Source organism: Azospirillum baldaniorum (genome assembly GCF_003119195.2).
Classification (GTDB): domain Bacteria; phylum Pseudomonadota; class Alphaproteobacteria; order Azospirillales; family Azospirillaceae; genus Azospirillum; species Azospirillum baldaniorum.
The window spans coordinates 2089594-2114849 of record NZ_CP022253.1 but is presented as its reverse complement, the minus strand read 5'-3'; the positions used below and the strand labels follow the sequence as shown (position 1 = coordinate 2114849).

Below are 25256 nucleotides of genomic sequence, written 5' to 3'. Positions count from 1 at the left end.
GGAGACGAAGAGGCCATGGCGTTCCTCGATCGTGCGGCGCGCAGCCTGTTCCTGACCGAACTGTTGGGCGGCCTCGGGCTCACCCTGCGCTACATGTTCAAGCCCAAGGTGACCCTGAACTACCCGTTCGAAAAGGGCCCCATCAGCCCCCGCTTCCGCGGCGAGCACGTCCTGCGCCGGTATCCCGGCGGCGAGGAGCGCTGCATCGCCTGCAAGCTGTGCGAGGCGGTGTGTCCGGCCCTGGCCATCACCATCGAGGCCGAACCGCGTGAGGACGGCAGCCGCCGCACCACGCGCTACGACATCGACATGACGAAGTGTATCTACTGCGGCTATTGCCAGGAGGCTTGCCCGGTGGACGCCATCGTGATGGGTCCGAACTTCGAGTTCTCCACCGAGAACCGTGAAGAGCTTTTCTACAACAAGCAGAAGCTGCTGGCGAACGGCGACCGCTGGGAAGCGGAAATCGCCCAGAACCTCGCGGCCGAGGCGCCGTACCGGTAAGTCGTTGCAGTGCGGTAAGCGGAAACGGGGATAACGATGATTGTTCAAGGCATCGCCTTCTACGTCTTTGCCGCGCTGCTGGTGGCCTCCGGTGTGATGGTCATCTCGGCGCGGAATCCGGTTCATTCGGTCCTTTATCTGGTCCTGGCCTTTTTCCAGGCCGCCGGCCTGTGCGTGCTGCTCGGGGCCGAGTTCATCGCGATGATCCTGGTGATCGTCTATGTGGGCGCGGTCGCGGTGCTGTTCCTGTTCGTGGTGATGATGCTCGACATCAACTTCCGCGAGCTGCGGGCGGGCGCGCTCCAGTACCTGCCGATCGGCGGGCTGATCGGCCTCATCCTGCTGGCCGAACTGGCCGCCGTGCTCGGCGGCTGGATCATCGCGCCGGCCGCGGAGAAGGCCGCCTCAGCGCCGGTCGCGGCGATGGCCGGTGCGACCAACACCGAGCAGCTCGGCCAGCTGATCTACACTCACTACGTCTATCTGTTCCAGGCGTCGGGCCTCGTGCTGCTGATCGCCATGATCGGCGCCATCGTCCTGACCCTGCGTCAGCGTGAGGGTGTCCGGAAGCAGAACATCGGCTCCCAGCTCGCCCGTCGGCGCGAGGACGTGGTCGCCATCCGCAAGGTGCCGACCGGGGAGGGCGTGTGATCATGGAAATCGGTCTCGGGCATTATCTGACGGTCTCGGCCATCATCTTCACGCTCGGCGTCCTCGGCATCTTCCTCAACCGGAAGAACGTCATCATCATCCTGATGTCGATCGAGATGATGCTGCTCGCCGTGAACCTGAATCTGGTGTCGTTCTCGGTCTTCCTGAACGATCTGGTCGGGCAGGTCTTCTCCATGATCATCCTGACCGTCGCCGCCGCCGAGGCGGCCATCGGTCTCGCCATCCTGGTGGTGTACTTCCGCAACCGCGGCTCCATCCGGGTCGAAGACATCAATCTGATGAGGGGCTAAGGCAGCGCCATGGAAGTCCTTGTCGTATTCCTCCCGCTCCTGGCGTTCCTCGTCGCGGGTTCCATCGCCCTGTTCGGCGGGCCGAAGGCGGAGCCGGCGCACGCCGGCGGCCACGATCACCATGGGCATGACCACGGTCATGGCCACGACGCCCATGCGCACGACGCGCACGCTCACGACGAGCATCACGAGGACGGCCACGACGACCATCACGTCGTCGCCGGGCCGCCCACCGTGGGCGACCGCGCCGCGCAGTTCGTCACCACCGGTGCCGTCCTGCTCTCCGCGATCCTGTCCTGGGTGCTGTTCTTCGACGTCGCCGTCGGCGGGCATCCCCGCACCATCGAGCTGATGAGCTGGATGCGCAGCGGTGGCCTGGACGTGTCCTGGGCGCTGCGCGTCGACCAGCTCACCGCGGTCATGCTGGTGGTGGTCAACACCGTGTCGTCGATGGTGCATCTGTATTCCATCGGCTACATGGCCGAGGACCCGCAGAAGCCGCGCTTCATGGGCTATCTGTCGCTGTTCACCTTCGCCATGCTGATGCTGGTGACGGCCGACAACCTCGTGCAGCTCTTCTTCGGCTGGGAAGGCGTGGGTCTCGCCTCCTATCTGCTCATCAACTTCTGGTACGAGAAGCCCTCGGCCAACAACGCGGCGATCAAGGCCTTCCTGGTCAACCGCGTCGGCGACTTCGGCTTCGTGCTCGGCATCTTCGCGATCTTCGTGCTGACGGGCTCCGTCCAGTTCGACGCGATCTTCGCCAAGGCGCCGGAGCTGGCCGGCCAGACGCTGCATTTCCTCAGCTGGAACTTCGACGCGCTGACCGTCACCTGCCTGCTGCTGTTCATCGGCGCCATGGGCAAGTCGGCCCAGCTCGGCCTGCACACCTGGCTGCCGGACGCCATGGAGGGCCCGACCCCGGTGTCGGCGCTCATCCACGCGGCCACCATGGTGACCGCCGGCGTGTTCATGGTCTGCCGCCTGTCCCCGGTCTTCGAATACGCCCCGACGGCGCTGGAGATCGTGGCCGTGGTCGGCGCCTTGACGGCCTTCGTCGCGGCGACCATCGGGTTCACCCAGTTCGACATCAAGCGCGTCATCGCCTATTCGACCATGAGCCAGCTCGGCTACATGTTCTTCGCCGCGGGCGTCTCCGCCTACGGCGCCGCGATGTTCCACCTGTTCACGCACGCCTTCTTCAAGGCCCTGCTGTTCCTCGGCGCCGGCTCGGTGATCCACGCTCTGCACCATGAGCAGGACATGCGCAACATGGGCGGCGTCTGGCGGAAGATCCCCTTCACCTACGCGGTGATGTGGATCGGCAACCTCGCGCTCGCCGGTCTGCCCTTCTTCGCCGGCTACTATTCCAAGGACATGATCCTGGAGGCGGCCTTCGCCTCGGCCAGCCCGGTCGGCAAGTTCGCCTTCGCGCTCGGCATCGCCGCGGCCCTGCTGACCGCCTTCTACTCCTGGCGTCTGCTGTTCATGACCTTCCACGGCAAGCCGCGGATGGAGAAGTCGGTCTTCGACCACGCCCATGAATCGCCGATCGTCATGCTGATCCCGCTGGCGGTGCTGGCGGTGGGCGCGCTGTTCGCCGGCTTCGGCTTCCACGAGCTGTTCATCGGCCACAGCATGGAGCATTTCTGGGGCAAGACCATCCTGGTGCTGGCGGACAACAACAGCATCGAGGCGGCCCACCACCACACCCCGGGCTGGGTCAAGCTGGCTCCGCTGGTCGTCGGCCTGATCGGCATCGCGCTCGCCTACATCATGTACATGGCGATCCCGGGCCTGCCGGAGAAGGTCGCCACCACGTTCCGTGGCGTGCACCAGTTCCTGTACAACAAGTGGTACTTCGACGAGCTGTACGACCGTCTGTTCGTGCGCACGGCCAAGTATCTGGGCTACGGCCTGTGGAAATCCGGCGACGGCGCCGTGATCGACGGTGTCGGTCCGGACGGGATCGCCGCCGCCACCCGCGACGTCGCGGCGCGCGCCAGCCGCCTCCAGTCCGGCTACGTCTATCACTACGCCTTTGCGATGGTGATCGGTGTGGTGCTGCTGGTGGCTTGGCTCTCGGTGTTCGGTTGAGCGGTTTGAAGGGGAACAAGAACAATGGCTAGCTGGCCGCTCCTGTCGTTCACGACCTTCCTGCCGCTGGCCGGTGTGGCGCTGATCCTGCTCTTCTGCAGGGGCAACACGCCGGATGTGGTTCGGAACGTCCGTTACGTCGCGCTCTGGACGACGGTCATCACCTTCGTCCTGTCGCTGTTCATCTGGTTCAACTTCGACCCGCGCAACCCGGGCTACCAGCTCGTGGAAAAGGCGGCGTGGATCCCCGAGTTCGGGATCTCCTACCACATGGGTGTGGACGGCATTTCGATGCTGTTCGTCATCCTCTCCACCTTCCTGATGCCGCTCTGCATCCTCTCCTCCTGGGAGGCGGTGCAGACCCGGGTGAAGGAATACATGATCGCCTTCCTTGTGCTGGAAACCCTCATGGTGGGGATGTTCTGCGCGCTGGACTTCGTCCTCTTCTACATGTTCTTCGAGGGCGTTCTGATCCCGATGTTCCTGATCATCGGTGTCTGGGGCGGGGCGCGGCGCGTCTACGCGGCGTTCAAGTTCTTCCTCTACACGCTGCTCGGCTCGGTCCTGATGCTGCTGGCCATCCTGGCCATGTACTTCGCGGCCGGCACGACGGACATCCCGACAATCACGGCGACCCATTTCCCGCGCAACATGCAGCTCTGGCTGTGGCTGGCCTTCTTCGCGTCCTTCGCGGTGAAGGTGCCGATGTGGCCGGTGCACACCTGGCTCCCCGACGCCCACGTCGAGGCGCCGACCGCCGGGTCGGTCATCCTGGCCGGTGTTCTGCTGAAGATGGGCGGCTACGGCTTCCTGCGCTTCAACATCCCGATGCTGCCCGAGGCGACCGAGTATTTCGCCCCGATGGTCTACGCCCTGTCGATCGTCGCGGTGATCTACACCTCCCTCGTCGCCCTGGCGCAGGAGGACATGAAGAAGCTGATCGCCTACTCGTCCGTCGCCCACATGGGCTTCGTCACCATCGGCATGTTCGCGCTGAACCAGCAGGGCATCGAGGGCTCGATCTTCACGATGCTGTCGCACGGCATCGTCTCGGGCGCGCTCTTCCTCTGCGTCGGCGTCGTCTATGACCGGCTGCACACCCGCGAGATCGCCCGCTACGGCGGTCTGGTGAAGAACATGCCGAAATACGCGGTGGTCTTCCTGTTCATGACCATGGCCTCGGTCGGCCTGCCGGGCACCTCCGGTTTCGTCGGCGAGTTCCTGGTCCTGCTCGGCGCCTTCCGCGACAACACCTGGGTCGCCTTCCTGGCCGCCACCGGCCTGATCCTGGGCCCGGCCTACGCGCTGTGGCTGTTCCGCCGCGTCGTGTACGGCAAGCTGGTCAAGGCGGACGTCCGCGCGATGTTCGACCTGAACACCCGCGAGGTTGCCATCTTCCTGCCGCTGATCGTCGTGGTGCTGTGGATGGGCGTCTATCCGAACAGCTTCCTGAACGTCACCTCGGCGTCGGTCGGGCAGCTGATCCAGACCTACCAGACCAAGCTGGCCGCCGCTCAGGGCGGGGCCGACGTCTCCGTCGCCGCGCGCTAGAGGTTCCGACATGACCGCTGTGTTTCCCGACATCTGGCCGGCCCTGCCGGAAATCTTCCTCGCCTGCGCCGGCATGGCCCTGCTGCTGATCGGCGTGTTCCGCGGTGACGGCTTCACGCGCCCCATCGGCTACATGACGATGGTGGCGCTGCTGCTGGCCGCCATATTGACCATGGGCTACGGCACCGGCCGGGTCGTCACCTTCAACGGCCTCTTCGTGATGGACGCCTTCGGCGTCTTCATGAAGGTGCTGATCCTCGTCGCCGCCTCGCTGTCGGTCCTCCTCGCGCTCGGCTTCAACGAGCGCGAGAAGATGGCCCGGTTCGAGTTCCCGGTGCTGATGCTCTTCGCCACGCTCGGCATGCTGATGATGGTGTCGGCCAACGACCTCATCTCCCTCTATGTCGGGCTGGAGACGCAGAGCCTCGCGCTCTACGTCATCGCCGCCTTCCGCCGCGACAGCGCCAAGTCCTCGGAAGCGGGCCTGAAGTACTTCGTGCTCGGCTCGCTCTCCTCGGGCATGCTGCTGTACGGCGCCTCGATGGTCTACGGCTTCGCCGGCACGACCTCCTTCGACAAGATCGCCGCCCTGTTCGCCGGCGGCGCGCATCCGTCGGTGGGTGTCATCATCGGCTTGGTCTTCGTCGTCGCCGGTCTGGCCTTCAAGATCTCCGCCGTTCCGTTCCACATGTGGACGCCGGACGTCTACGAGGGCGCGCCGACCCCGGTCACGGCCTTCTTCGCCGCCGCCCCGAAGGTCGCCGCCATCGCGCTGGTCACCCGCCTGCTGATCGAGCCGTTCGGTCATCTGGCCCACCAGTGGCAGCAGATCATCATCGTCAGCTCGATCCTCTCGATGTCGCTCGGCGCCTTCGCGGCGATCACCCAGAGCAACATCAAGCGGCTGATGGCCTACAGCTCCATCGGCCACGTCGGCTACGCCCTGGTCGGCCTCGCCTCCGGCACCCAGGAAGGCGTGCGCGGCGTGCTGATCTACATGGCGGTCTACATCGTCATGAACATCGGCACCTTCGCGGTCATCCTGTGCATGAAGCAGCAGGGCCGCATGGTTGAGGAGATCAAGGACCTCGCCGGTCTGTCGCGCACCAACCCGCTGCTGGCGGGCGCGATGGCGGTGTTCATGTTCTCCATGGCGGGCATCCCGCCGATGGCCGGCTTCTTCAGCAAGCTCTACGTCTTCCTTGCCGCCATCGAGGCGCAGCTCTACACGCTGGCGGTGATCGGCGTGCTGACCAGCGTCGTGGGCGCCTACTACTACCTGCGCATCATCAAGATCATGTACTTCGATGAGCCGGTGGAGGCGTTCGACAAGATCGGCGACGACGGGATGACCGGCATCCTGATCGCCACCGGCCTGTTCACCCTGCTGTTCTTCGTGGTTCCGGCGCCGATCCTGAACTACGCGGCGGCGGCGGCGGCCTCGCTGTTCGCCGGATGACGGCAGGCAACGAAGCGGAGGCGGCGCGCTTGCGCCTGCCTCCGGGCTTCCGGGTGATGGCCTTCGACTCCGTCGGCAGCACGAACGACGAGGCGAAGGCCTTCGCGCGTTCGGGGGCTGCCGAAGGCACCATCGTATGGGCCAAGCGGCAGGAGTCGGGCCGCGGCCGCCGCGGCCGGGGCTGGACCTCGCCGGAAGGCAATCTGTACAGTTCGACCATACTGCGTCCCTCGCGCCCGCCGGCCGAGGCGGCGCAGATTTCGTTCGTGGCGGCGCTCGCCATCGCCGACACCGCCGCCGCCGTCCTCCCCGATCCCGACGGCGTGCGCTGCAAATGGCCGAACGACGTGCTGGTCCACGGCCGCAAGCTGTCCGGCATCCTGCTCGAGTCGGAGGCAGCGGCCAGGGGCGGGGTCTCCTGGCTGGTGCTCGGCGTCGGCATCAACCTGCGGCATTTTCCCGAGGGCACGGACTACGCGGCCACGTCGCTGGCGGCGGAGGGCGCCCCCGCGCTCCAGCCCGCGGCCCTGCTGGAAATCTACGCGGAGCAGTTGGCGCGCTGGTACGGCGTCTGGGCGGAGCATGGCTTCGGCCCGGTGCGCGCCGCCTGGCTGAAGCGGGCGCGGGGTCTGGGCGAGCCCATCGTCGTCCGTCTGCCGGACCGCACGCTGACCGGCACCTTCGCCGATCTGGACAGCGACGGCGTTCTGTTGCTTGATCGGGATGACGGGGCGGGGCGCCAGCGCATCGCCGCCGGAGACGTGTTTTTCCCACCCGCGGTGGAGACCTGAGAGATGCTGCTCGCCATCGACGCCGGAAACACCAACGTGGTGTTCGCGATCTATGAGGGCGACGAACAGCGCGGCCTGTGGCGCACGGCGACCGACAAGAAGCGCACCGCCGACGAATACATGGTGTGGGTGACCCACCTGATGGCGCTGAAGGGCCTGGGCCCGGCGAACATCGACAGCGCCATCATCGCCAGCGTGGTGCCCGGCGCCACCTTCAACCTGAAGCGTCTGTGCAAGGATCATTTCGGCTGCGATCCGCTTGTGGTCGGCCAGCCGGGGGTCGATCTCGGCACCCGCGCGCTGGTGGACCGGCCCGACGAGGTCGGCGCCGACCGTCTGGTCAACACGGTGGCGGCGGCGGCCACCTACAAGACGCCGCTGATCGTCATCGACTTCGGCACGGCAACGACCTTCGACGTGGTCGACCGCGACGGCAACTACCGCGGCGGCGTCATCGCGCCCGGCCTGAACCTGTCGCTGGAGGCGCTGCAGATGGCGGCGAGCAAGCTGCCCCGCGTCGAAATCCAGCAGCCGGGCCACGTCATCGGCACCAACACCGTCGAGTGCATGCAGTCCGGGGTCTTCTGGGGCTATGTCGGCCTGATCGAAGGGCTGGTCAACCGCATCCGGGCGGAGTACGGCGAGCCGATGACGGTCGTCGCGACCGGAGGGCTGGGTGTGCTTTTCGCCAAGGCAACCCATGTAATCGAACACACCGACGGCGAACTCACGCTGCGCGGCCTCCTCCTGATCCACAAGCGCAACACGGCCCAATGACCCATCCCGACTCCGCTCCCTCCGTCCACCCGGTCGAGGGAGACGGCGACCTGTTCGCTCCCGAGGACGACGCGCTCTACTTCCTGCCGCTGGGCGGTTCGGGCGAGATCGGCATGAACCTCAACCTCTACGGCCATCGCGGCAAGTGGTTGATGGTGGATCTCGGCATCTCCTTCGCGGACGACACGATGCCGGGGCTGGACGTCATCATGCCGGACCCCGCCTTCATCGCGGAGCGCCGGCACGACCTCGTGGGCATCGTGGTCACGCACGCGCACGAGGATCACCTGGGGGCCATCCAGTATCTGTGGCCGCAGCTTCGCGTGCCGGTCTACTGCACGCCCTTCACCGCCGCCGTGCTGCGCGCCAAGCTGCACGAGCGCGGGCTGGCCGGGGTGGTGCCGGTGCATGAGGTGGCGCTGGGCAGCACCATCGAGGTCGGCCCCTTCTCGGTCGAGTATGTGACGGTCACCCATTCGATCCCCGAGCCGAACGCCCTGGCGATCCGCACCGCCGCCGGCACGGTGCTGCACACCGGCGACTGGAAGCTCGACCCCGAGCCGCTGGTGGGGGAGGCGGCCGACGAGGAGCGGCTGCGCGCCGTCGGCGACGAGGGCGTGCTGGCGCTGATCGGCGACAGCACCAACGCTCTGGTGCCCGGCAGCTCCGGGTCGGAGGGCAGCGTGCGCAAGACGCTGACCGAGCTGATCGGGCAGTTTCCCGACGTGCGCGTCGCGGTGAGCTGCTTCGCCACCAACGTCGCGCGGCTGGAAAGCATCGCCCACGCGGCGGCGGCGCACGGACGCCACGTCGCCCTGGTCGGGCGGTCGATGTGGCGGATCAACGAGGCCGCGCGCTCCAACGGCTACCTCGCAGACCTGCCGGCCTTCCTGACCGAGCATGACGCCAACTACGTGCCGCGCGACAAGCTGGTGCTGGTCTGCACCGGCAGCCAGGGCGAGCCGCGCTCCGCCCTTGCCCGCATCGCATCGGACGACCATCCCCAGGTGTCGCTGCAGCGCGGCGACGTGGTGATCTTTTCCTCCCGCGAGATTCCGGGCAACGAGCGGGCCATCGGCCGCATGCAGAATTTGCTGGTCGGGCAGGGCATCCGAATCGTCACCGCCGACGAGGCGCCGGTCCATGTGTCCGGCCACCCCGCGCAGGACGAGCTGGTCCGTATGTACCAATGGGTGCGCCCGCGCATCGCCATGCCGGTCCATGGCGAGCAGCGCCACCAGCTGGAGCACGCCAAGCTGGCCCGCGCCTGTCAGGTGCCGGAGGCTCTGGTCCCCGGCAACGGCGACCTGATCCGGCTGGCGCCCGACGCGCCGCCGCGGGTGGTGGCACAGGTCCGCTCCGGCCGCATGGCGCTGGACGGCAAGCGGCTGATCCCGCTCGACACCGGGCTGATGCGGGCGCGCCACCGGATGGTCCACAACGGCGCCGCCGTCGTCACGCTGGTGATGAACGGCAAGGGCGAGCTGGTGACCGCGCCGCAGATCGCGGTGATGGGGCTGCTCGACGACTCGGCGGACCGCGACATGCTGCTCGACGTGGTGGACGCGGTGCGCGAGGCCGTCGCCGAGATGCCGAAATCGGCCCGCTCCGACGACGAGCAGGTGCGCGCCGCCGCTCGGATCGCCGTCCGCCGCTGTTTCAACGCGACGCACGGCAAGAAGCCGGTGACGGACGTGCACCTCGTCCGTGTATAAGCGTTTCCGAGTTTACGCCTTTCGGGAGGACCCATGATCGGGAAGCTGAACCACGTCGCCATCGTCGTGCCGGATCTGACGGCGGCGACCGCGCTCTACCGCGACACGCTGGGCGCCGCGGTGTCCCAGCCGGTGGACCTGGCGCCGCACGGCGTCACCGTCGTCTTCGTCGAGCTGCCCAACACGAAGATCGAGCTGCTCCATCCCTTTGGCGAGAAGTCTCCGATCGCCGGCTTCCTGGAAAAGAACCCGTCCGGCGGCATCCACCACATCTGCTACGAGGTGGACGACATCCTGGCCGCCCGCGACCGGATGAAGGCGCAGGGCGCCCGCGTTCTGGGCGACGGCGAACCGAAGATCGGCGCCCACGACAAGCCGGTGCTGTTCCTGCATCCCAAGGACTTCTGCGGCACCCTGGTGGAGCTGGAGCAGGCCTGAGGCAAGGCGCGAAGACCGGAGGCATGCGATGGGCTGGGTGACGGGCATCAGCGTCTATGTGGTCGTCTGGTGGGTGGTGCTGTTCGCGGTGCTGCCCTGGGGCGTGCGCACCCCGGCCCAGCCCGAGCCGGGCATGGCGAGCAGCGCGCCGGAGCGCCCGCGCATCCTCCTGAAATTCGCCGCCACGACCCTGGTCGCGGCGGTGGTGTGGCTGGTCATTTTCGGCATCGTGCAGTCGGACCTGATTTCCTTCCGCGAGATGGCCAAGCCGCACTGATCCCCCTCCCGGAAGGAGCCTTCGCGTGAGCCTGACCTATTGCGACGCGGCGCCCGGCCACGCGCATCACGGCCCCTACCACGACAGCGAGTACGGCTTCCCCAGCGCCGACGACCGGGTGCTGTTCGAGCGGCTGATTCTGGAGATCAATCAGGCGGGCCTGTCCTGGCTGACCATTCTGAAGAAGCGCGAGGCCTTTCGCGCCGCCTTCGACGCTTTCGACATCGACCGCGTCGCTGCCTATGGCGAGGCGGAGCGGGAACGGCTGCTGGCCGATCCGGGAATCATCCGCAACCGGCTGAAGGTCGACGCCGCCATTGAGAACGCGCGGCGGATCGTGGCCCTGCGCGAAACGCACGGATCGTTCGACGGCTGGCTGCGCGCCCATCACCCCTTGAGCAAGGCGGAGTGGATCCGGCTGTTCAAGCGCACCTTCCGCTTTACCGGCGGCGAGATCACCGGCGAATTCCTGATGAGTCTCGGCTATCTGCCGGGCGCGCATCAGCCCCGTTGCCCGGTCTGGTCCGAGGTCGCCATGCTCGATCCCCCTTGGATGGTCGCCGTTCGGCAGGGGTTCGCAGGATACGACGCTCATAAAGCAGGCATATCGGCGCCTATGACGTAATCAACCGCCTATGTCTTGGGCGAAACCTGCGAATTCTTTGCTGACGACTTGGTTTATTCCAAATTCCGTCTTGTCATCGGGTGGGGTCGGGTTCAATGTACTTGGTGTGACGAGAGGGGTTCTTCCCTCTTTTCCGACGCCTGGTGGCGATTCCTCCCTAAACCTCGGGCCGCGCCGCGATCGCCGCGCGGTCCTTTTTTCGTCCCGGCCGGCTTGCGATGTCCGGGCCGACGTTCGTTCGTAGGTGGACGGAGCGTTGTGCTTCGGTACAGAATGAATTAACCCTTTATCGGCTATAGCTGATCCACTGTGCAGGAAGCGGGCAAGCGTCCGTTCCGACTTTCGATTCAAGCGCGTCGGCATTCGCAGCCGGGCTTGCGACCGTCAGCGGGGAGAACGATGTCGAGGCGCCGATGACCGCGGGTGATAATGAGAAGTTCGAGCAGTTCGCGGCCATTCTGACCACCGAACTGCTCGACCGCACTCGCAAAAGTCTTGAACTGCTGACCCCCGAAGAGCAGCCGGCGGCCAAGCTCCCCTTTGCCCTGACCCCGTCCTTCCAGGAAATCTACGCGGAACTGGTGCGCGTCGGGATCTTCCCGGTGCTGCTCAGCCGCCGTCCGGTGCGGGCCATCGTCGGCGATGTCGACTGGCCGCGGGACGGGCGCGACTATCTGCTGACCGTGCTCGACGACCGCTCCAACGCCGTCTTCACCGCCTGGGATTACGCCTGGGACGCGCTGTGGGACGAGCGGAAGGTGGGGGCGGACAGCGGCGGGTCGGCGCCGGCCAAGAAGAAGGGCTTCTTCGCCTCGCTGTTCGGTCGCAAGGCGGACAAGCCGGAAAGGAAGACCAGCGAGCAGGGTGCGGAAGGCGATGTCATGGCCGGCCTCTACACCATGCTGAACGAGCAGGCGGAGCGTCGCGGCTACCTGCCGCTGTTCCATGACGACATCAAGGTGTTGAAGGGGCTGATCCGCGTCAAGCCGGCGCGCATCTTCCAGGCCTGGAAGGAGATCAACCAATACCATCACCAGGAATTCTACCTGTCGGGCCAGGATCAGGCCAAGCCGGGGGTGACTTCGGACTGCCTGCAGAAATGGCACTACAATCTGCCGGACCGGATCGGCGAGTTCCTGGTGCTGAAGGCGGCCGTCGACATGGAATTCGTGAACAAGCCCTTCCTCGGCAAGTACATCCGCCAGTCGGCCCGCACCCAGGAGGAGGCGGAGAAGGGCATGCCCTATCTCGCCACCTACTGGAAATCCATGAAACAGTCCGCCGCCGCCCAAGGCTGAGGTCCGCCATGATCCGCCGCTCCGCCCTGTCCGTCATCGCTTCGCTGGCGCTTTCCGGTGGGGCTGCGGCGCAACCGATCGATCTCTCCGCCTGCCAGTTCCTGACCGCCCACCGCCCGGCGCCGGGGGTGGAGTACACGCCCGGTGTGGACGTGAAGGGCAAGGCGGTGGCCCCCGCCGACCTGCCGGGCTCGGCCGGCGCCGCGCCGCCGCTGGAGCGGTTCGACATCCCGGTGACCGTGGATTTCGCCCGCCGCATGGGCTTCCCGGTGCCGCAGGGTGGGGCGGCGCCGGGCGTCGAGGTCGGCTATCTGACCTGGTACGCCAACCGCCTCTACTTCAACGGCCAGCCCATTGGCGCGCCGAGCGAGGCCGAGGTCTACGCCTATTGCCGCACCGCCCGATAGGCCGATCCGGCCCTCGCCGCGCGCCGTGACGATGGACAAGCGCGCGGTGGCTTCCTAAAGTCCCTGTCCCTGTTGCGGACCGGCGCACCGCCGGACGAATCCCCTCGAAACCGAGAGCAGAGCCATGCGGCTGTCCACCTTCTTCCTGCCGACCCTCAAGGAGACCCCGACCGAGGCGCAGATCGTCTCGCACCGCCTGATGCTGCGGGCCGGGATGATCCGCCAGACCAGCGCCGGCATCTACGCCTGGCTGCCGCTGGGCCACCGGGTCCTGAAGAAGATCGAGCAGATCGTCCGCGAGGAGCAGGACGCCGCCGGCGCCCAGGAACTGCTGATGCCGACCATCCAGTCGGCGGAGCTGTGGAAGGAAAGCGGCCGCTACGACGATTACGGCAAGGAGATGCTGCGCATCACCGACCGTCACGACCGCGAGATGCTGTTCGGTCCCACGAACGAGGAGATGATCACCGACATCTTCCGCGCCTTCGTGAAAAGCTACCGCCAGCTTCCGCTGAACCTCTACCACATCCAGTGGAAGTTCCGGGACGAGATCCGCCCCCGCTTCGGCGTGATGCGCGGGCGCGAGTTCCTGATGAAGGACGCCTACAGCTTCGACATCGACGCGGCCAGCGCCCGGCGCTCCTACCAGAAGATGTTCCTGGCCTATCTGCGCACCTTCGCCCGCATGGGGCTGAAGGCCATCCCGATGCGCGCCGACACCGGCCCCATCGGCGGCGACCTCAGCCACGAGTTCATCATCCTGGCCGAGACCGGCGAGAGCGGCGTCTTCTGCCACAAGGATTGGCTGACCCTGGACGTGCTGCAGAACGCCCCGGGCTTCGACGAGGACCTGCAGCCCTTCTTCGACACCTACACCTCGATCTACGCGGCGACCGACGAGAAGCACGAGCCCGGCAACTGCCCGGTTCCGGAGTCGGACCTGGTGTCGGCCCGCGGCATCGAGGTCGGCCACATCTTCAACTTCGGCACCAAGTACTCGAAGCCGATGAACGCCGTCGTCGCCGGTCCGGGCGGCGAGCCGGTTCCGGTCGAGATGGGCTCCTACGGCATCGGCGTGTCGCGCCTGATGGGCGCCATCATCGAGGCCAGCCATGACGACAACGGCATCATCTGGCCCGACGCCGTGGCGCCCTTCAACGTCGGCCTCGTCAACCTGAAGGTCGGCGACGCCGAGACCGACCGCGTCTGCCAGGAGCTGTACTACAAGCTCCGCGCCAACGGGATGGACGTCCTGTACGACGACCGTGACGAGCGTCCGGGCGTGAAGTTTGCCGACATGGACCTGATCGGCCTGCCGTGGCAGCTCGTCGTCGGGCCGCGCGGCCTGAAGAACGGCGTGGTCGAGCTGAAGCGCCGCTCCACCGGCGAGAAGCAGGAGCTGTCGGTGGACAGCGCTCTGGAGAAGCTCTCGGCGTAACACCGTGGGGCGGGGGAGCGAGCGCCTTGGAAGGTCGCTGGAAAGTCGCCCTTTTCCTGCCACGGTTAAGCACTTATGTTGCGGGGCGGCGGACTGGTTGCGGTCCGCCGCCTTTGCTTTTGCCGGGCCTCCGCCGCCCGCCCTTCGCTCATCGGGAGCCGCATGATCTTCTCCGCCTTCGAACGCATGGTCGCGATGCGCTATCTGCGGGCGCGCCGCCAGGAAGGGTTCATCTCGGTCATCGCGGGATTCTCGCTGCTGGGCATCGCGCTCGGCGTGGCGACGCTGATCATTGTGATGTCGGTGATGAACGGCTTCCGGGCGGAGCTTCTGGGCCGCGTGCTCGGCCTCAATGGCCACCTTAACGTCTACAGCGTCCGCGGCGGGCCGCTGCCCGATTACGACCCGCTGGTGCAGCGTCTCCAGGGCGTGCCCGGCGTCGTCGGGGTGACGCCGACGGTCGAGGGGCAGGCGCTGGTGTCGGTTCGCGGGGTCGCCTCCGGTGCGGTGGTGCGCGGCGTGCGGCCGGAGGATTTCCGGGTCCGCCCGACGCTGTCCCGCAACATCGTGCGCGGCACGGCGGAGGCATTCGGTGACGACAACATCGCCATCGGCATCCGCATGGCGCAGCGGCTGGGTCTGGCGGTCGGCGACCAGATGACCCTGATCGCGCCACAGGGCAACGTCACCGCCTTCGGCACGGTGCCGCGGATGCGCAGCTTCACCATCGGCGCCGTGTTCGACGTCGGCATGTTCGAGTACGACAACAGCTTCATCTTCCTGCCCCTGCCGGAGGCCCAGGCCTTCTTCCGCACGGGCGAGGCGGTGACCTCGCTGGAGGTCTTTGTCAGCGACCCGACCCGGATACGGGAGGCGCGCGACGCCATCCAGTCGGCGGTGGCCGGGGTGGGGCGGGTGGTCGATTGGCAGCAGTCCAACGCCAGCTTCTTCACGGCGCTCCAGGTCGAGCGCAACGTGATGTTCCTGATCCTGTCGCTGATCATCACGGTGGCCGCCTTTAACATCATCTCCAGCCTGATCATGCTGGTGAAGGACAAGGGGCGGGACATCGCCATCCTGCGCACCATGGGCGCCACCCGCGGCATGATCATGCGCATCTTCTTCCTGTCCGGCGCCTCGGTGGGCGTGGCGGGGACGCTGCTGGGGGTGGCCCTGGGCGTGTCCTTCGCGCTGAACATCGAGACGATCCGCCAGGGCATCCAGGCGCTGACCGGCACCAACCTGTTCAACGCCGAGATTTATTTCCTGTCGCAATTGCCGGCGAAGATCGATTGGTCGGAGGTGGTTCAGGTCACGCTGATGGCGCTGGGCCTGTCCTTCGCCGCCACCGTCTACCCGTCCTGGCGGGCGGCCCGTCTCGATCCGGTGGAGGCCCTGCGCTATGAGTGAGCCGATGCTGGAACTGTCGGGGATCGTCCGGACCTTCGAGCAGGCGGGGACCGAGCTTCAGGTGCTGCGCGGGGCGGAGTTGACCGTCCATGCGGGCGAACTGGTCGCGCTGGTTGGCCCCTCGGGCGCCGGCAAATCGACGCTGCTGCACATCGCCGGCCTGCTGGAGCGGCCGACCGCCGGCACCGTGCGGATCGCCGGGACCGACGTGTCCGCCCTGGACGACGGGAAGCGGACGGAGGTGCGCCGTCGCTCGGTCGGCTTCGTCTACCAGTTCCATCACCTGCTGCCGGAATTCTCCGCTCTGGAGAACATCGTGCTGCCGCAGATGATCAACGGGGTGGCGAAGCGCACCGCCCGCGAGCGCGCCCTGGAGCTTCTGCGCATGGTCGGGCTGGAGCCGCGCGCCGGCCACCGTCCGGCCCGCCTGTCGGGCGGCGAGCAGCAGCGTGTCGCCATCGCCCGTGCGCTGGCCAACGGGCCGGGCCTGCTGATCGCCGATGAGCCGACGGGCAACCTCGACCCGCACACGGCGGAGGGGGTCTTCGCCATGCTGACCTCCATCGTCCGGCAGGCCCGCGTCGGCGCGCTGATCGCCACCCACAATCTGGAGCTTGCCAACCGCATGGACCGGGTGCTCGAAATGAGCGACGGCGTCCTCGTGGAGCACGCGCGGGTTTGACCGCCATCGCGGTGCGGCGGCGTGATCGGCCAAACCGCGTAAGAGTGGCATCGCCGTTCGGCGGATTGGTGATCGGTGCGTCCTGGGGCAGACTTCGCGCAACTCAACAAGGAGGGACCGGAGTTCATGGATCAGAAGATCATCGATCTGTACGACGAGTACACCCACCGGCCGCTGCCGCGCCGCGTCTTCCTGGAGCGGCTGGCGGTGCTGGCGGGCAGCGCGGCGGCCATTCCGGCGATCCTCTCCCAGATCGAGCCGAACTACGCCCTGGCCGCCGAGGTGCCGGAGGATGACAGCCGCATCGCCACGGACCGCGTCACCTTCCAGGGCGCGACCGGCGATGTCCAGGCTTACCGGGCCCGCCCGAAGCTGGCCGAGCAGGCGCCTTCGGTGGTGGTCATCCACGAGAACCGCGGCCTCAATCCCTACATCGAGGACGTGACGCGGCGGCTGGCGGTGGCCGGCTTCGTCGCCATGGCCCCGGATCTGCTGTCCCCGCTCGGCGGCACCCCGCAGGACCCCGACCGCGCCCGCGAGATGATCGGCCAGCTCGACCCCGACAAGACGGTGAACAACCTGATCGCGTCGATGAGCGATCTGATGGCCTACCGCTACTCCAACGCCAAGGTTGGGGCCATCGGCTTCTGCTGGGGTGGCGGCATGACCAACCGGCTGGCCATCAAGGCGCCGGACCTCAAGGCGGGCGTCGTCTTCTACGGCCCGGCGCCCGACCCGACGCTGGTCACGACCATCAAGTCGCCGCTCCAGCTCCATTACGCCGGGCTGGACAACAATGTGAACGCCAAGGTGCCGGCCTATGAGGAGGCCCTGAAAAAGGGCGGCAAGTCCTACGAACTCTTCATGTACGACAACGTGAATCACGCCTTCCACAACGACACGTCGGCGGAGCGCTTCAACAAGGACGCGGCGGACCTCGCCTGGGGCCGGTCCGTGGAGTTCCTGAAGAAGAACCTGACCTGAACGATCAGGCCCAAATCAGGGCCGATGGGTGGCGGGCCGTGCGGAGGGCAGCTTCAGCACGGCCACCGCCAGCCCGGCAAGCACCAGAAGCGCGCCGGCCATCTTCAGCGGGGTGAAGCTCTCCCCCAGGACCAGCGCGCTGGAACTCATGCCGAAGACCGGCACCAGCAGCGAGAAGGGCGCCACCAGGCTCGCCGGGTAATGGCGCAGCAGGAAGCCCCAGGCGGCGAAGCCGAACAGCGTCGCCCCGAAGGCGATGTAGGCCACCGCCCCGACGCCCAGCGGTGTCAGATGGGTCAGGGCCTGCCACGCCCGCTCCGGCCCCTCCATCCCCAGCGACAGCAGCAGCAGCGGGATCGGCGGCACCACGCTGACCCACACCATCATGCGGAACAGGTCCGGCGCCTTGGCCTGCTTCATCAGCAGGTTCGCCACGCCCCAGGTGGCCGCGGCGGCCATGACCAGCCCCAGACCGAGCAGCGAATCGCCCGCCGGCATCTCCAGCGCGATCAGGCCGATCCCGGCGAAGGCCACTGCCATGCCCAGGACCTGCTTCGGTCCGGGCCGTTCGCCGAGCAGCGCCGCGGCGAACAGGGCGGTGAAGAAGGCCTGCGACTGCAGCACCAGCGACGACAGCCCCGCCGGCATGCCGATGTCCATCCCGACGAACAGCAGCGAGAACTTCACCACCCCCAGCACCATCCCGATGCCCAGGATGAAGCGCCAGGGCACCGGCGGACCGCGGCGAACCCCCAGCACGAGAAGCGGCAGCGCCGCCAGCGCGAAGCGCAGGGCGCAGAACAGGATCGGCGGAAAGTCCGCGAGGCCGACCTTGATGGCGACGAAGTTGAAGCCCCAGATCGCCGCGACGGCGACAGCAAGGCCGATGTGGGCGGTGCGCATGGGGTGGAGGCTAGAGGCGGGCAACCCGCCGGTCAATGCGGTGTCCGATGCATCCATTGCGGGTCAGACCCCCGAATCTCCTCACTTATCCGTATGCAGAATGCGGCACTCGTCCAGCGCGGCCAGCGCCCAGGAGGAGCCGCCGAGATTGACGTCGCCGATCTCCGTCCCGCCGCCGTCCCGCTGCAGCGTCACCGCGCGCGACCGCATGAAGGGCTCGAACAGGTCCTCGTACTTCGGCAGCTCGACCGGAACCACCACGCCGCCGTCGGGCAGGGGGCTGGCCTCCAGCGCCATGGTCTCGCCATCGGGGAAGATGGCGGTCAGGCGGCTTTCTGTGTCCTTGCCGGCCTGGGCGTGCTGGTCGGCGTTGACCAGCATGGCTGCGCCCTTCGCCGTCGCCCGGAAGGAGAGGGGGGAGGAGTCGTCCGCCCGCGTGGCGTAGCAATAGGCCGAGCCGGTCTTGGTCGCCGGATGCGCCCGCACGACCCAGCCCTTGTTCTGCGCGACGACGCGCCCCGGCGCGTCGGACAGGGGGGAAGCGGGCGTAGCGGTCGGCGGCGGCCGGTGGGTCTGCTCCGCGGACGGTGCGGGGGCGCCGGTGGTCTGGCAAGCCGTGAGGAGCGTGGCCGCCAGCACCGCCAGGACGGCGCTGGAGCGGATGCGGCGCATGGAACGGGTCATTCTCGGATCGTGGCTCTGCCTCTTTCGATAGCACGAACACGCATGATCGGGGAATCATCCCTTACCTTCGACAGGGTTGGCGCATCGCCGCATGGCCGGGCCCGCGCTTGGTCCCTTGCAGTGCGGGACGGGATGCGCGACGACTAGGAGAGACGTCCCCCTTTCGCTGGAACCGGTGCCCATCTCCGCCATGCCCCACGCCGACTTCATCCACCTGCGCGTCCACTCCGCCTATTCCCTGTCCGAGGGCGCCATCAAGGTGAAGGAGCTGGTCAAGCTCTGCCAGAAGAAGGAGATGCCGGCGGTCGCCGTGACCGACACCGGCAACCTGTTCGGCGCGCTGGAGTTCGCGCTGGCCGCCGCGGATTCGGGCGTGCAGCCGATCATCGGCACGGTCCTGGGCATCACCCGAGTCGGTCCCGCCAACGGCAAGCCGGGCCTGCCGGGCAAGGCGGCGTCGGTCCCCGACCAGCTCGTTCTGCTCTGCCAGACCGACGAGGGCTACCGGAACCTGATGAAGCTGGTGTCCAGGGCTTTCCTGGAATCGGACCCGATGGCCGGGCCGCAGATCCCGCTGGACGCGCTGGAGGGCCATTCCGCCGGGCTGATCGCGCTGACCGGCGGTCCCGCCGGCTCGGTCGGGCGGCTGCTGGGTGAGGGGCAGAAGGATCTGGCGCTCGACGTGCTGGAGCGGCTGAAGCGGCTGTTCCCCGGCCGCCTCTACATCGAGCTTCAGCGCCACCGCGACCATTTCGCGGTGATCGAGGACGCCATCGAGCCGGCGCTGATCGATCTCGCCTACGCCCACGATCTGCCGCTGGTCGCCACCAACGACTGCTATTTCGCGACCGAGGACATGTACGAGGCGCACGACGCGCTGCTCTGCATCGCCGAGGGCGCCTACATCAGCCAGACCGAGCGTCGCCGCCTTACCCCCGACCACCGCTTCAAGTCGGCCGAGGAGATGCGGGAGCTGTTCAAGGACCTGCCGGAGGCGGTGGACAACACGGTCGCCATCGCCAAGCGCTGCTCCTTCCTGCTGAAGCCGATCAAGCCCATCCTGCCGCCCTTCCCCTGCGAGGGCGGCCGCGACGAGGGGGAGGAACTGCGCGCCCAGTCCCGCGAGGGTCTGGAGATGCGGCTGAACAGCGTCGTCTACACCCCGGACATGACGCCGGAGCAGCGCGCGGAAACCCGCAAGACCTATTTCGAGCGGCTGGAGTTCGAGCTGGACGTCATCGTGTCGATGAAGTTCCCCGGCTACTTCCTGATCGTGTCGGACTTCATCAAGTGGGCCAAGTCGCACGACATCCCGGTGGGGCCGGGCCGCGGTTCGGGCGCCGGCTCGGTCGTCGCCTGGGCGCTGACCATCACCGACCTGGACCCGCTGCGTTTCGGCCTGCTGTTCGAGCGCTTCCTGAATCCCGAACGCGTGTCGATGCCCGACTTCGACGTGGACTTCTGCCAGGACCGCCGTGAAGAGGTGATCCGCTATGTCCAGGATAAGTACGGCTACGACCGCGTCGCCCAGATCATCACCTTCGGAAAGCTCCAGGCCCGCGCCGTGCTGCGCGACGTCGGGCGCGTGCTCCAGATGCCCTACGGGCAGGTGGACAAGATCTGCAAGCTGGTGCCGAACAACCCGGCCAACCCGGTGACGCTCCAGCAGGCGCTCGACAGCGAGGAGATGCTGCGCCAGGCCCGCGACAGCGACGAGACGGTGGCGCGCCTCGTCAACATCGCGCTGAAGCTGGAGGGTCTGTACCGCCACGCTTCGACCCACGCGGCGGGCGTGGTGATCGGCGACCGGCCGTTGCACGATCTGGTGCCGCTGTACCGAGACCCGCGCTCCGACATGCCGGTCACCCAGTTCAACATGAAGTTCGTCGAGCAGGCCGGGCTGGTGAAGTTCGACTTCCTCGGCCTGAAGACGCTGACCGTGCTGAAGACGGCGGTGGACCTGATCCCGGAGAAGCCGGACCTGACCACCGTCACGCTGGATGACCCCCGAAGCTACGAGATTCTGGGGCGCGCCGAATCGACCGGCGTGTTCCAGCTGGAAAGTTCGGGCATGCGCGACGTGCTGCGCCGGCTGAAACCGAACCGGCTCGAGGACATCATCGCGCTGGTGTCGCTCTACCGCCCCGGCCCGATGGACAACATCCCCAAATACATCAAGGTGAAGAACGGGGAGGAGCTGCCCGACTACATGAATCCGGCCCTGGAGCCGATCCTGAAGGAAACCTTCGGGATCATGATCTACCAGGAGCAGGTCATGCAGATCGCCCAGGTGCTGTCCGGCTATTCGCTGGGCGGCGCCGATCTTCTGCGCCGCGCCATGGGCAAGAAGATCAAGGAGGAGATGGACAAGGAGCGCGACAAGTTCGTCGTCGGCGCCAAGGACAAGGGCGTGGACCCCGATCAGGCCAGCATGATCTTCGATCAGGTGGCCAAGTTCGCCGGCTACGGCTTCAACAAGAGCCACGCTGCCGCCTACGCCCTGGTCGCCTACCACACCGCCTATCTGAAGGCGAACCACCCGGTGGAGTTCATGGCGGCGTCGATGACGCTCGACCTCGGCAACACCGACAAGCTGAACGTCTTCCGGCAGGAGCTGGTGCGGCTGAAGATCAAGCTGCTGACGCCGGACATCAACAAGTCCGACAGCATCTTCGGGGTGGAGGCGCTGCCCGACGGCACCAAGGCGGTGCGCTACGCGCTGGCCGCGGTGAAGGGAGTCGGCCTGCCGGCGATGAAGGCGGTGGTCGAGGAGCGGCGGAAGAACGGCCCCTACAAGAGCCTCTTCGACTTCGCCCGCCGCCTCGACCTCAAGACCATCAACAAGCGCCAGCTCGAAAACCTGACCTGCGCCGGCGCCTTCGACGGCATCAACCCGAACCGCGCGCAGGTGCACGCGGCGCTGGAGACGCTGATCCGCTACGCCCAGGCCGAAGCGGCGGAGCGCGACAGCGGCATCGGCAACCTGTTCGGCGGCGCCGGGGGCGGACTGAAGGAGCCGGACCTGCCCAAGGTCAAGGAATGGGAGCCGCTGGAAAAGCTGAAGCACGAGTTCGGCGCCATCGGCTTCTACCTGTCCGCCCACCCGCTGGACGCCTTCGCCGGGCCGCTTGGCCGCATGAGGGTGGTGCGGTCGGCGGACCTTGCCACGGCGGTGACCGGCGGCGGCTCGACCCGGCGCAGCGTCGCCGGCATCGTGGTCAGCCGCAAGGAGAAGACCGCGAAGTCGGGCAACCGCTTCGCCTTCGTGGAGCTGTCCGACAGCAGCGGCGGCTACGAGGTGACGGTCTTCTCCGAGGTGCTGGCGACCAACCGCGACCTGCTCGAGGCCGGGCGCCCGGTGCTGATGACCGTGGACGTTCAGATGAACGGCGAGGACATCCGTCTGACCTGCCAGGAGGTGAAGCCGCTGGAGGACGCCGTCGCCCAGGTCTCCGACGGCTTGAAGGTGGTGGTGCGCGACGGCGGGCCGGTGGAGAGCATCCGCGGCATGCTGGAGCGGCTGGCCCGCGGCAAGGGCAAGATCCACCTGCTGGTCGAGATCGACCCGCTGAAGGAGGTGGAGATCCAGCTTCCGGGCTCCTTCAACATCACCAACCAGAGCCGTGCCGCGCTGAAGGCGGTGCCGGGGGTGGTCGAGGTGGTGGAACTGTAATCGGGTGCACAGCTGGAAAAGGCCGCGCCGGGATGTCATATTCAAGCCATGCCGAACCTCGCCCGCCAGATCGACGATGAAGCCGCCGAATCCGATGCTCTGAAGGCTGCGGTCGCAACGGCGCGCGCAGACCGGCGCGGCGTGCCGCACGAGCAGATGCGGGAATGGCTGTTGCGGGTGGCCGAGGGTGAGTTCGGTGCGGAGCCGCCGGAGGCTCGTGACCTGTGAGGGTCGTCTGGCGAGCGGCGGCGCGTGCCGGCCTCGTCCGCATCCTGCACTATGTCTCGCAGGAAAATCCGGTCGCCGCTCGGCGCCTGGCCCAGGAGTTGGTTCTTGCGGGTGACAGCCTGCAGGTGTTTCCGCGACGCGGCCGCCGGGGCTTGGTCGAGGGCACGCGGGAACTGGTCGTCGTCCGTCCCTATGTCATCGTCTACGACATCGGCGAAGACGAAACCGTTTCGATCCTGCGGCTCTGGCACAGCGCTCAAGACCGCGGTTAACCGCTGAGAAAACAGGATCGCGCTTCCGACCGAATTGGCAAACCGGTGTTGCCAAAGCGGTTGCGGCGGGCTATGTAAGCGCCGTCGTCAAAACCTCACGCGGGCTGGCGGTCCCTCGGCTTTACCCCGATGGCCCGATCCGGTGTCCTGTCAAACGGACAGTGCCCGCGGCGGAGCAACCGGAAAAGGACTTTTCCAAATGGCTATTCCGTCTTTCACCATGCGCCAGCTGCTCGAAGCCGGCGTCCACTTTGGTCACCACACCCGTCGCTGGAACCCGAAGATGGGTCCGTACATCTTCGGCGTGCGCAACGGCGTGCACATCATCGACCTGGAGCAGACCGTCCCGGCTCTGCACCGCGCCCTGCAGGCCGTCCGTGACGTCGTCGCCGGCGGCGGCCGCGTCCTGTTCGTCGGCACCAAGCGCCAGGCCCAGGAGAAGGTGGCCGAGGCCGCGTCGAAGTGCGGCCAGTACTACGTCAACCACCGCTGGCTCGGCGGCATGCTGACCAACTGGAAGACCATCTCCCAGTCGATCAAGCGCCTGCGCGAGATGGAAGAGCGTCTGGGCGGCGACACCTCGGGCCTGACCAAGCGCGAAATCCTCGAGCTGACCCGCGAGCGCGACAAGCTGGAGCGCGCGCTGGGCGGCATCAAGGAGATGGGCGGCCTGCCGGACGTCCTCTTCATCATCGACACCAACAAGGAGTCGATCGCGGTCAAGGAAGCCAACAAGCTCGGCATTCCGGTCATCGCGGTGATCGACAGCAACTCCGATCCGGACGGCGTGGCCTTCCCGATCCCCGGCAACGACGACGCCCTGCGCGCCATCGACCTGTACTGCGAGCTGGTGAACGGCGCCGTGCTCGACGGTCTGCAGGCTGAGATGAGCGCCGCCGGCATCGACGTCGGCTCCTCCGAGGAGGCTCCGGCCGAGCAGCTGCCGGAAGAGGAAGGGGCCGAGGCCGAACAGGCCCAGGCCTGATCCCGGTGATACGGGGCAGCCGGGCCTTATGACCTATGGCCCGGCTGCCTTTTTTATGAGTTGTTTGGATCAACCCGATCCGCTTGGATCTGTTCGGAAGGAAGAGGGCGAAACCATGGCCGAGATTACCGCCGCGCTCGTCAAGGAACTGCGCGAGAAGACCGGCGCGGGCATGATGGACTGCAAGAAGGCGCTGGCCGAGACCCAGGGCGACCTCGAGGGCGCCGTTGACTGGCTGCGCAAGAAGGGCCTCGCCGCCGCCGCCAAGAAGTCCGGCCGCGTCGCCGCCGAGGGTCTGGTCGCCGTCGCCACCGCCGGCACCGCGGGCGCCGTCGTCGAGGTGAACGCCGAGACCGACTTCGTCGCGCGCAACGACAAGTTCCAGGCCTTCTCCCTGAAGGCCGCCGAGCTGACCCTGTCGGGTTCGGGCGACGTCGAGGGCCTGAAGGGCACCGCCTATCCGGACGCCGGCCGCACGGTCCAGGAAGAGCTGACCAACCTGATCGCCACCATCGGCGAGAACATGAACATCCGCCGTTCGGCCAAGCTGTCGGTCCCGGCGGGCGTCGTCGTGTCCTACGTCCACTCGGCCATCGCGCCGGGCCTCGGCAAGATCGGCGTTCTGGTCGCCCTGGAGTCGACCGGCGACGCCGCCAAGCTGAACGATCTGGGCAAGCAGATCGCCATGCACATCGCCGCCGCCCGTCCGGACGCCCTGGACATCGCCGACGTCGACACCTCTGCCCTGGAGCGTGAGCGCAACGTGCTCGCCGAGCAGGCCCGCGCCTCGGGCAAGCCGGAGAACATCGTCGAGAAGATGCTCGAAGGCCGCATCCGCAAGTACTACGAGGAAGTGGTGCTGCTGGAGCAGACCTACGTGATCGACGGCGAGACCAAGGTCCGCAAGGTGGTTGAGAACGCCGCCAAGGACGTCGGCGCCCCGGTCAAGGTGACGGGCTTCGTCCGCTTCGCGCTGGGCGAGGGCATCGAGAAGGCGGAGAGCGATTTCGCCGCCGAAGTCGCCGCCGCCGCCGGCCAGAAGTAAGGACCCGGCGACCCGCCGCACGCACTCTTCACACCAACCGGGAGAAAGCCC

25 protein-coding genes are annotated in these 25256 nt (G+C 67.1%); 23 read left to right on the top strand and 2 right to left on the bottom strand.

What is annotated here, in order from left to right:
- Positions 1-15: 15 nt before the first annotated feature.
- The 18 genes from nuoI (at position 16) to Sp245p_RS09935 (ending at position 17415) form a co-directional block, all read left to right on the top strand.
- On the top strand, positions 16-504 hold the full coding sequence (gene nuoI / locus Sp245p_RS10020; protein WP_014240128.1) for an NADH-quinone oxidoreductase subunit NuoI: 489 nt from the start codon (positions 16-18) through the stop codon (positions 502-504).
- A gap of 36 nt (positions 505-540) precedes the next feature.
- Positions 541-1155: an NADH-quinone oxidoreductase subunit J gene (locus tag Sp245p_RS10015; protein WP_014240129.1), complete on the top strand. Its 615-nt coding sequence runs from the start codon at positions 541-543 to the stop codon at positions 1153-1155.
- A 2-nt stretch (positions 1156-1157) separates the two neighbouring features.
- Complete coding sequence (gene nuoK, locus Sp245p_RS10010) at positions 1158-1466, top strand: NADH-quinone oxidoreductase subunit NuoK (RefSeq protein ID WP_014240130.1); 309 nt, start codon at positions 1158-1160, stop codon at positions 1464-1466.
- Positions 1467-1475: 9 nt separating this feature from the next.
- On the top strand, positions 1476-3563 hold the full coding sequence (gene nuoL / locus Sp245p_RS10005) for an NADH-quinone oxidoreductase subunit L (RefSeq protein WP_014240131.1): 2088 nt from the start codon (positions 1476-1478) through the stop codon (positions 3561-3563).
- 24 nt (positions 3564-3587) lie between these two features.
- A complete protein-coding gene (locus Sp245p_RS10000; protein ID WP_014240132.1) occupies positions 3588-5114 on the top strand; it encodes an NADH-quinone oxidoreductase subunit M in 1527 nt (508 codons plus the stop codon).
- A gap of 10 nt (positions 5115-5124) precedes the next feature.
- Positions 5125-6573, top strand: a complete 1449-nt coding sequence (nuoN, locus tag Sp245p_RS09995) for an NADH-quinone oxidoreductase subunit NuoN (protein WP_014240133.1) — start codon at positions 5125-5127, stop codon at positions 6571-6573.
- Positions 6570-7364 carry a biotin--[acetyl-CoA-carboxylase] ligase gene (locus Sp245p_RS09990; protein WP_109138485.1) on the top strand — a complete coding sequence of 265 codons (795 nt, stop codon included), beginning with the start codon at positions 6570-6572 and terminating at the stop codon, positions 7362-7364. The genes nuoN and Sp245p_RS09990 overlap by 4 nt, the downstream gene beginning before the upstream one ends.
- A gap of 3 nt (positions 7365-7367) precedes the next feature.
- Positions 7368-8141: a type III pantothenate kinase gene (locus tag Sp245p_RS09985; protein ID WP_038528379.1), complete on the top strand. Its 774-nt coding sequence runs from the start codon at positions 7368-7370 to the stop codon at positions 8139-8141.
- On the top strand, positions 8138-9856 hold the full coding sequence (locus Sp245p_RS09980) for a ribonuclease J (RefSeq protein ID WP_014240136.1): 1719 nt from the start codon (positions 8138-8140) through the stop codon (positions 9854-9856). The genes Sp245p_RS09985 and Sp245p_RS09980 overlap by 4 nt, the downstream gene beginning before the upstream one ends.
- A gap of 33 nt (positions 9857-9889) precedes the next feature.
- On the top strand, positions 9890-10294 hold the full coding sequence (gene mce, locus Sp245p_RS09975) for a methylmalonyl-CoA epimerase (protein ID WP_014240137.1): 405 nt from the start codon (positions 9890-9892) through the stop codon (positions 10292-10294).
- A gap of 28 nt (positions 10295-10322) precedes the next feature.
- Positions 10323-10571 carry a DUF1467 family protein gene (locus Sp245p_RS09970; protein ID WP_014240138.1) on the top strand — a complete coding sequence of 83 codons (249 nt, stop codon included), beginning with the start codon at positions 10323-10325 and terminating at the stop codon, positions 10569-10571.
- Positions 10572-10596: 25 nt separating this feature from the next.
- Positions 10597-11196, top strand: a complete 600-nt coding sequence (locus Sp245p_RS09965; RefSeq protein WP_014240139.1) for a DNA-3-methyladenine glycosylase I — start codon at positions 10597-10599, stop codon at positions 11194-11196.
- A gap of 413 nt (positions 11197-11609) precedes the next feature.
- Positions 11610-12494: a hypothetical protein gene (locus Sp245p_RS09960; RefSeq protein WP_014240140.1), complete on the top strand. Its 885-nt coding sequence runs from the start codon at positions 11610-11612 to the stop codon at positions 12492-12494.
- 8 nt (positions 12495-12502) lie between these two features.
- Positions 12503-12901: a hypothetical protein gene (locus Sp245p_RS09955; protein WP_014240141.1), complete on the top strand. Its 399-nt coding sequence runs from the start codon at positions 12503-12505 to the stop codon at positions 12899-12901.
- Between the two features lie 124 nt (positions 12902-13025).
- Positions 13026-14339, top strand: a complete 1314-nt coding sequence (proS, locus tag Sp245p_RS09950) for a proline--tRNA ligase (RefSeq protein WP_014240142.1) — start codon at positions 13026-13028, stop codon at positions 14337-14339.
- Positions 14340-14501: 162 nt separating this feature from the next.
- Positions 14502-15749, top strand: coding sequence for a lipoprotein-releasing ABC transporter permease subunit (locus Sp245p_RS09945; RefSeq protein ID WP_014240143.1), 1248 nt, complete (start codon positions 14502-14504; stop codon positions 15747-15749).
- A complete protein-coding gene (locus Sp245p_RS09940; protein WP_038528362.1) occupies positions 15742-16431 on the top strand; it encodes an ABC transporter ATP-binding protein in 690 nt (229 codons plus the stop codon). Before Sp245p_RS09945 ends, Sp245p_RS09940 begins: the two co-directional genes overlap by 8 nt.
- Before the next feature lie 126 nt (positions 16432-16557).
- A complete protein-coding gene (locus Sp245p_RS09935; protein WP_014240145.1) occupies positions 16558-17415 on the top strand; it encodes a dienelactone hydrolase family protein in 858 nt (285 codons plus the stop codon).
- A gap of 15 nt (positions 17416-17430) precedes the next feature.
- Here the strand turns inward: Sp245p_RS09935 and Sp245p_RS09930 are convergent, their stop codons facing one another.
- A complete protein-coding gene (locus Sp245p_RS09930; protein WP_014240146.1) occupies positions 17431-18318 on the bottom strand; it encodes an EamA family transporter in 888 nt (295 codons plus the stop codon).
- Between the two features lie 81 nt (positions 18319-18399).
- Positions 18400-19002, bottom strand: coding sequence for a hypothetical protein (locus tag Sp245p_RS09925; RefSeq protein ID WP_041811012.1), 603 nt, complete (start codon positions 19000-19002; stop codon positions 18400-18402).
- Between the two features lie 190 nt (positions 19003-19192).
- Here Sp245p_RS09925 and dnaE point away from each other — a divergent pair, with 190 nt between their 5' ends.
- The 5 genes from dnaE to tsf all read left to right on the top strand — a co-directional run bounded on the left by dnaE (position 19193) and on the right by tsf (position 25205).
- Positions 19193-22675 (top strand): DNA polymerase III subunit alpha, encoded by a 3483-nt coding sequence (gene dnaE, locus Sp245p_RS09920; protein ID WP_014240148.1) that lies wholly within the window; start codon positions 19193-19195, stop codon positions 22673-22675.
- 48 nt (positions 22676-22723) lie between these two features.
- The gene (locus Sp245p_RS09915; protein WP_014240149.1) at positions 22724-22903 is read left to right on the top strand and encodes a hypothetical protein; all 180 of its coding nucleotides are present in this window, start codon (positions 22724-22726) and stop codon (positions 22901-22903) included.
- Positions 22900-23175 (top strand): type II toxin-antitoxin system RelE/ParE family toxin, encoded by a 276-nt coding sequence (locus Sp245p_RS09910; protein ID WP_014240150.1) that lies wholly within the window; start codon positions 22900-22902, stop codon positions 23173-23175. Before Sp245p_RS09915 ends, Sp245p_RS09910 begins: the two co-directional genes overlap by 4 nt.
- A 199-nt stretch (positions 23176-23374) precedes the next feature.
- Entirely contained in the window at positions 23375-24160 is a 786-nt protein-coding gene (rpsB, locus tag Sp245p_RS09905) for a 30S ribosomal protein S2 (RefSeq protein WP_038528344.1), read from the top strand.
- A gap of 115 nt (positions 24161-24275) precedes the next feature.
- On the top strand, positions 24276-25205 hold the full coding sequence (gene tsf / locus Sp245p_RS09900) for a translation elongation factor Ts (RefSeq protein WP_038528340.1): 930 nt from the start codon (positions 24276-24278) through the stop codon (positions 25203-25205).
- Positions 25206-25256 lie beyond the last annotated feature (51 nt).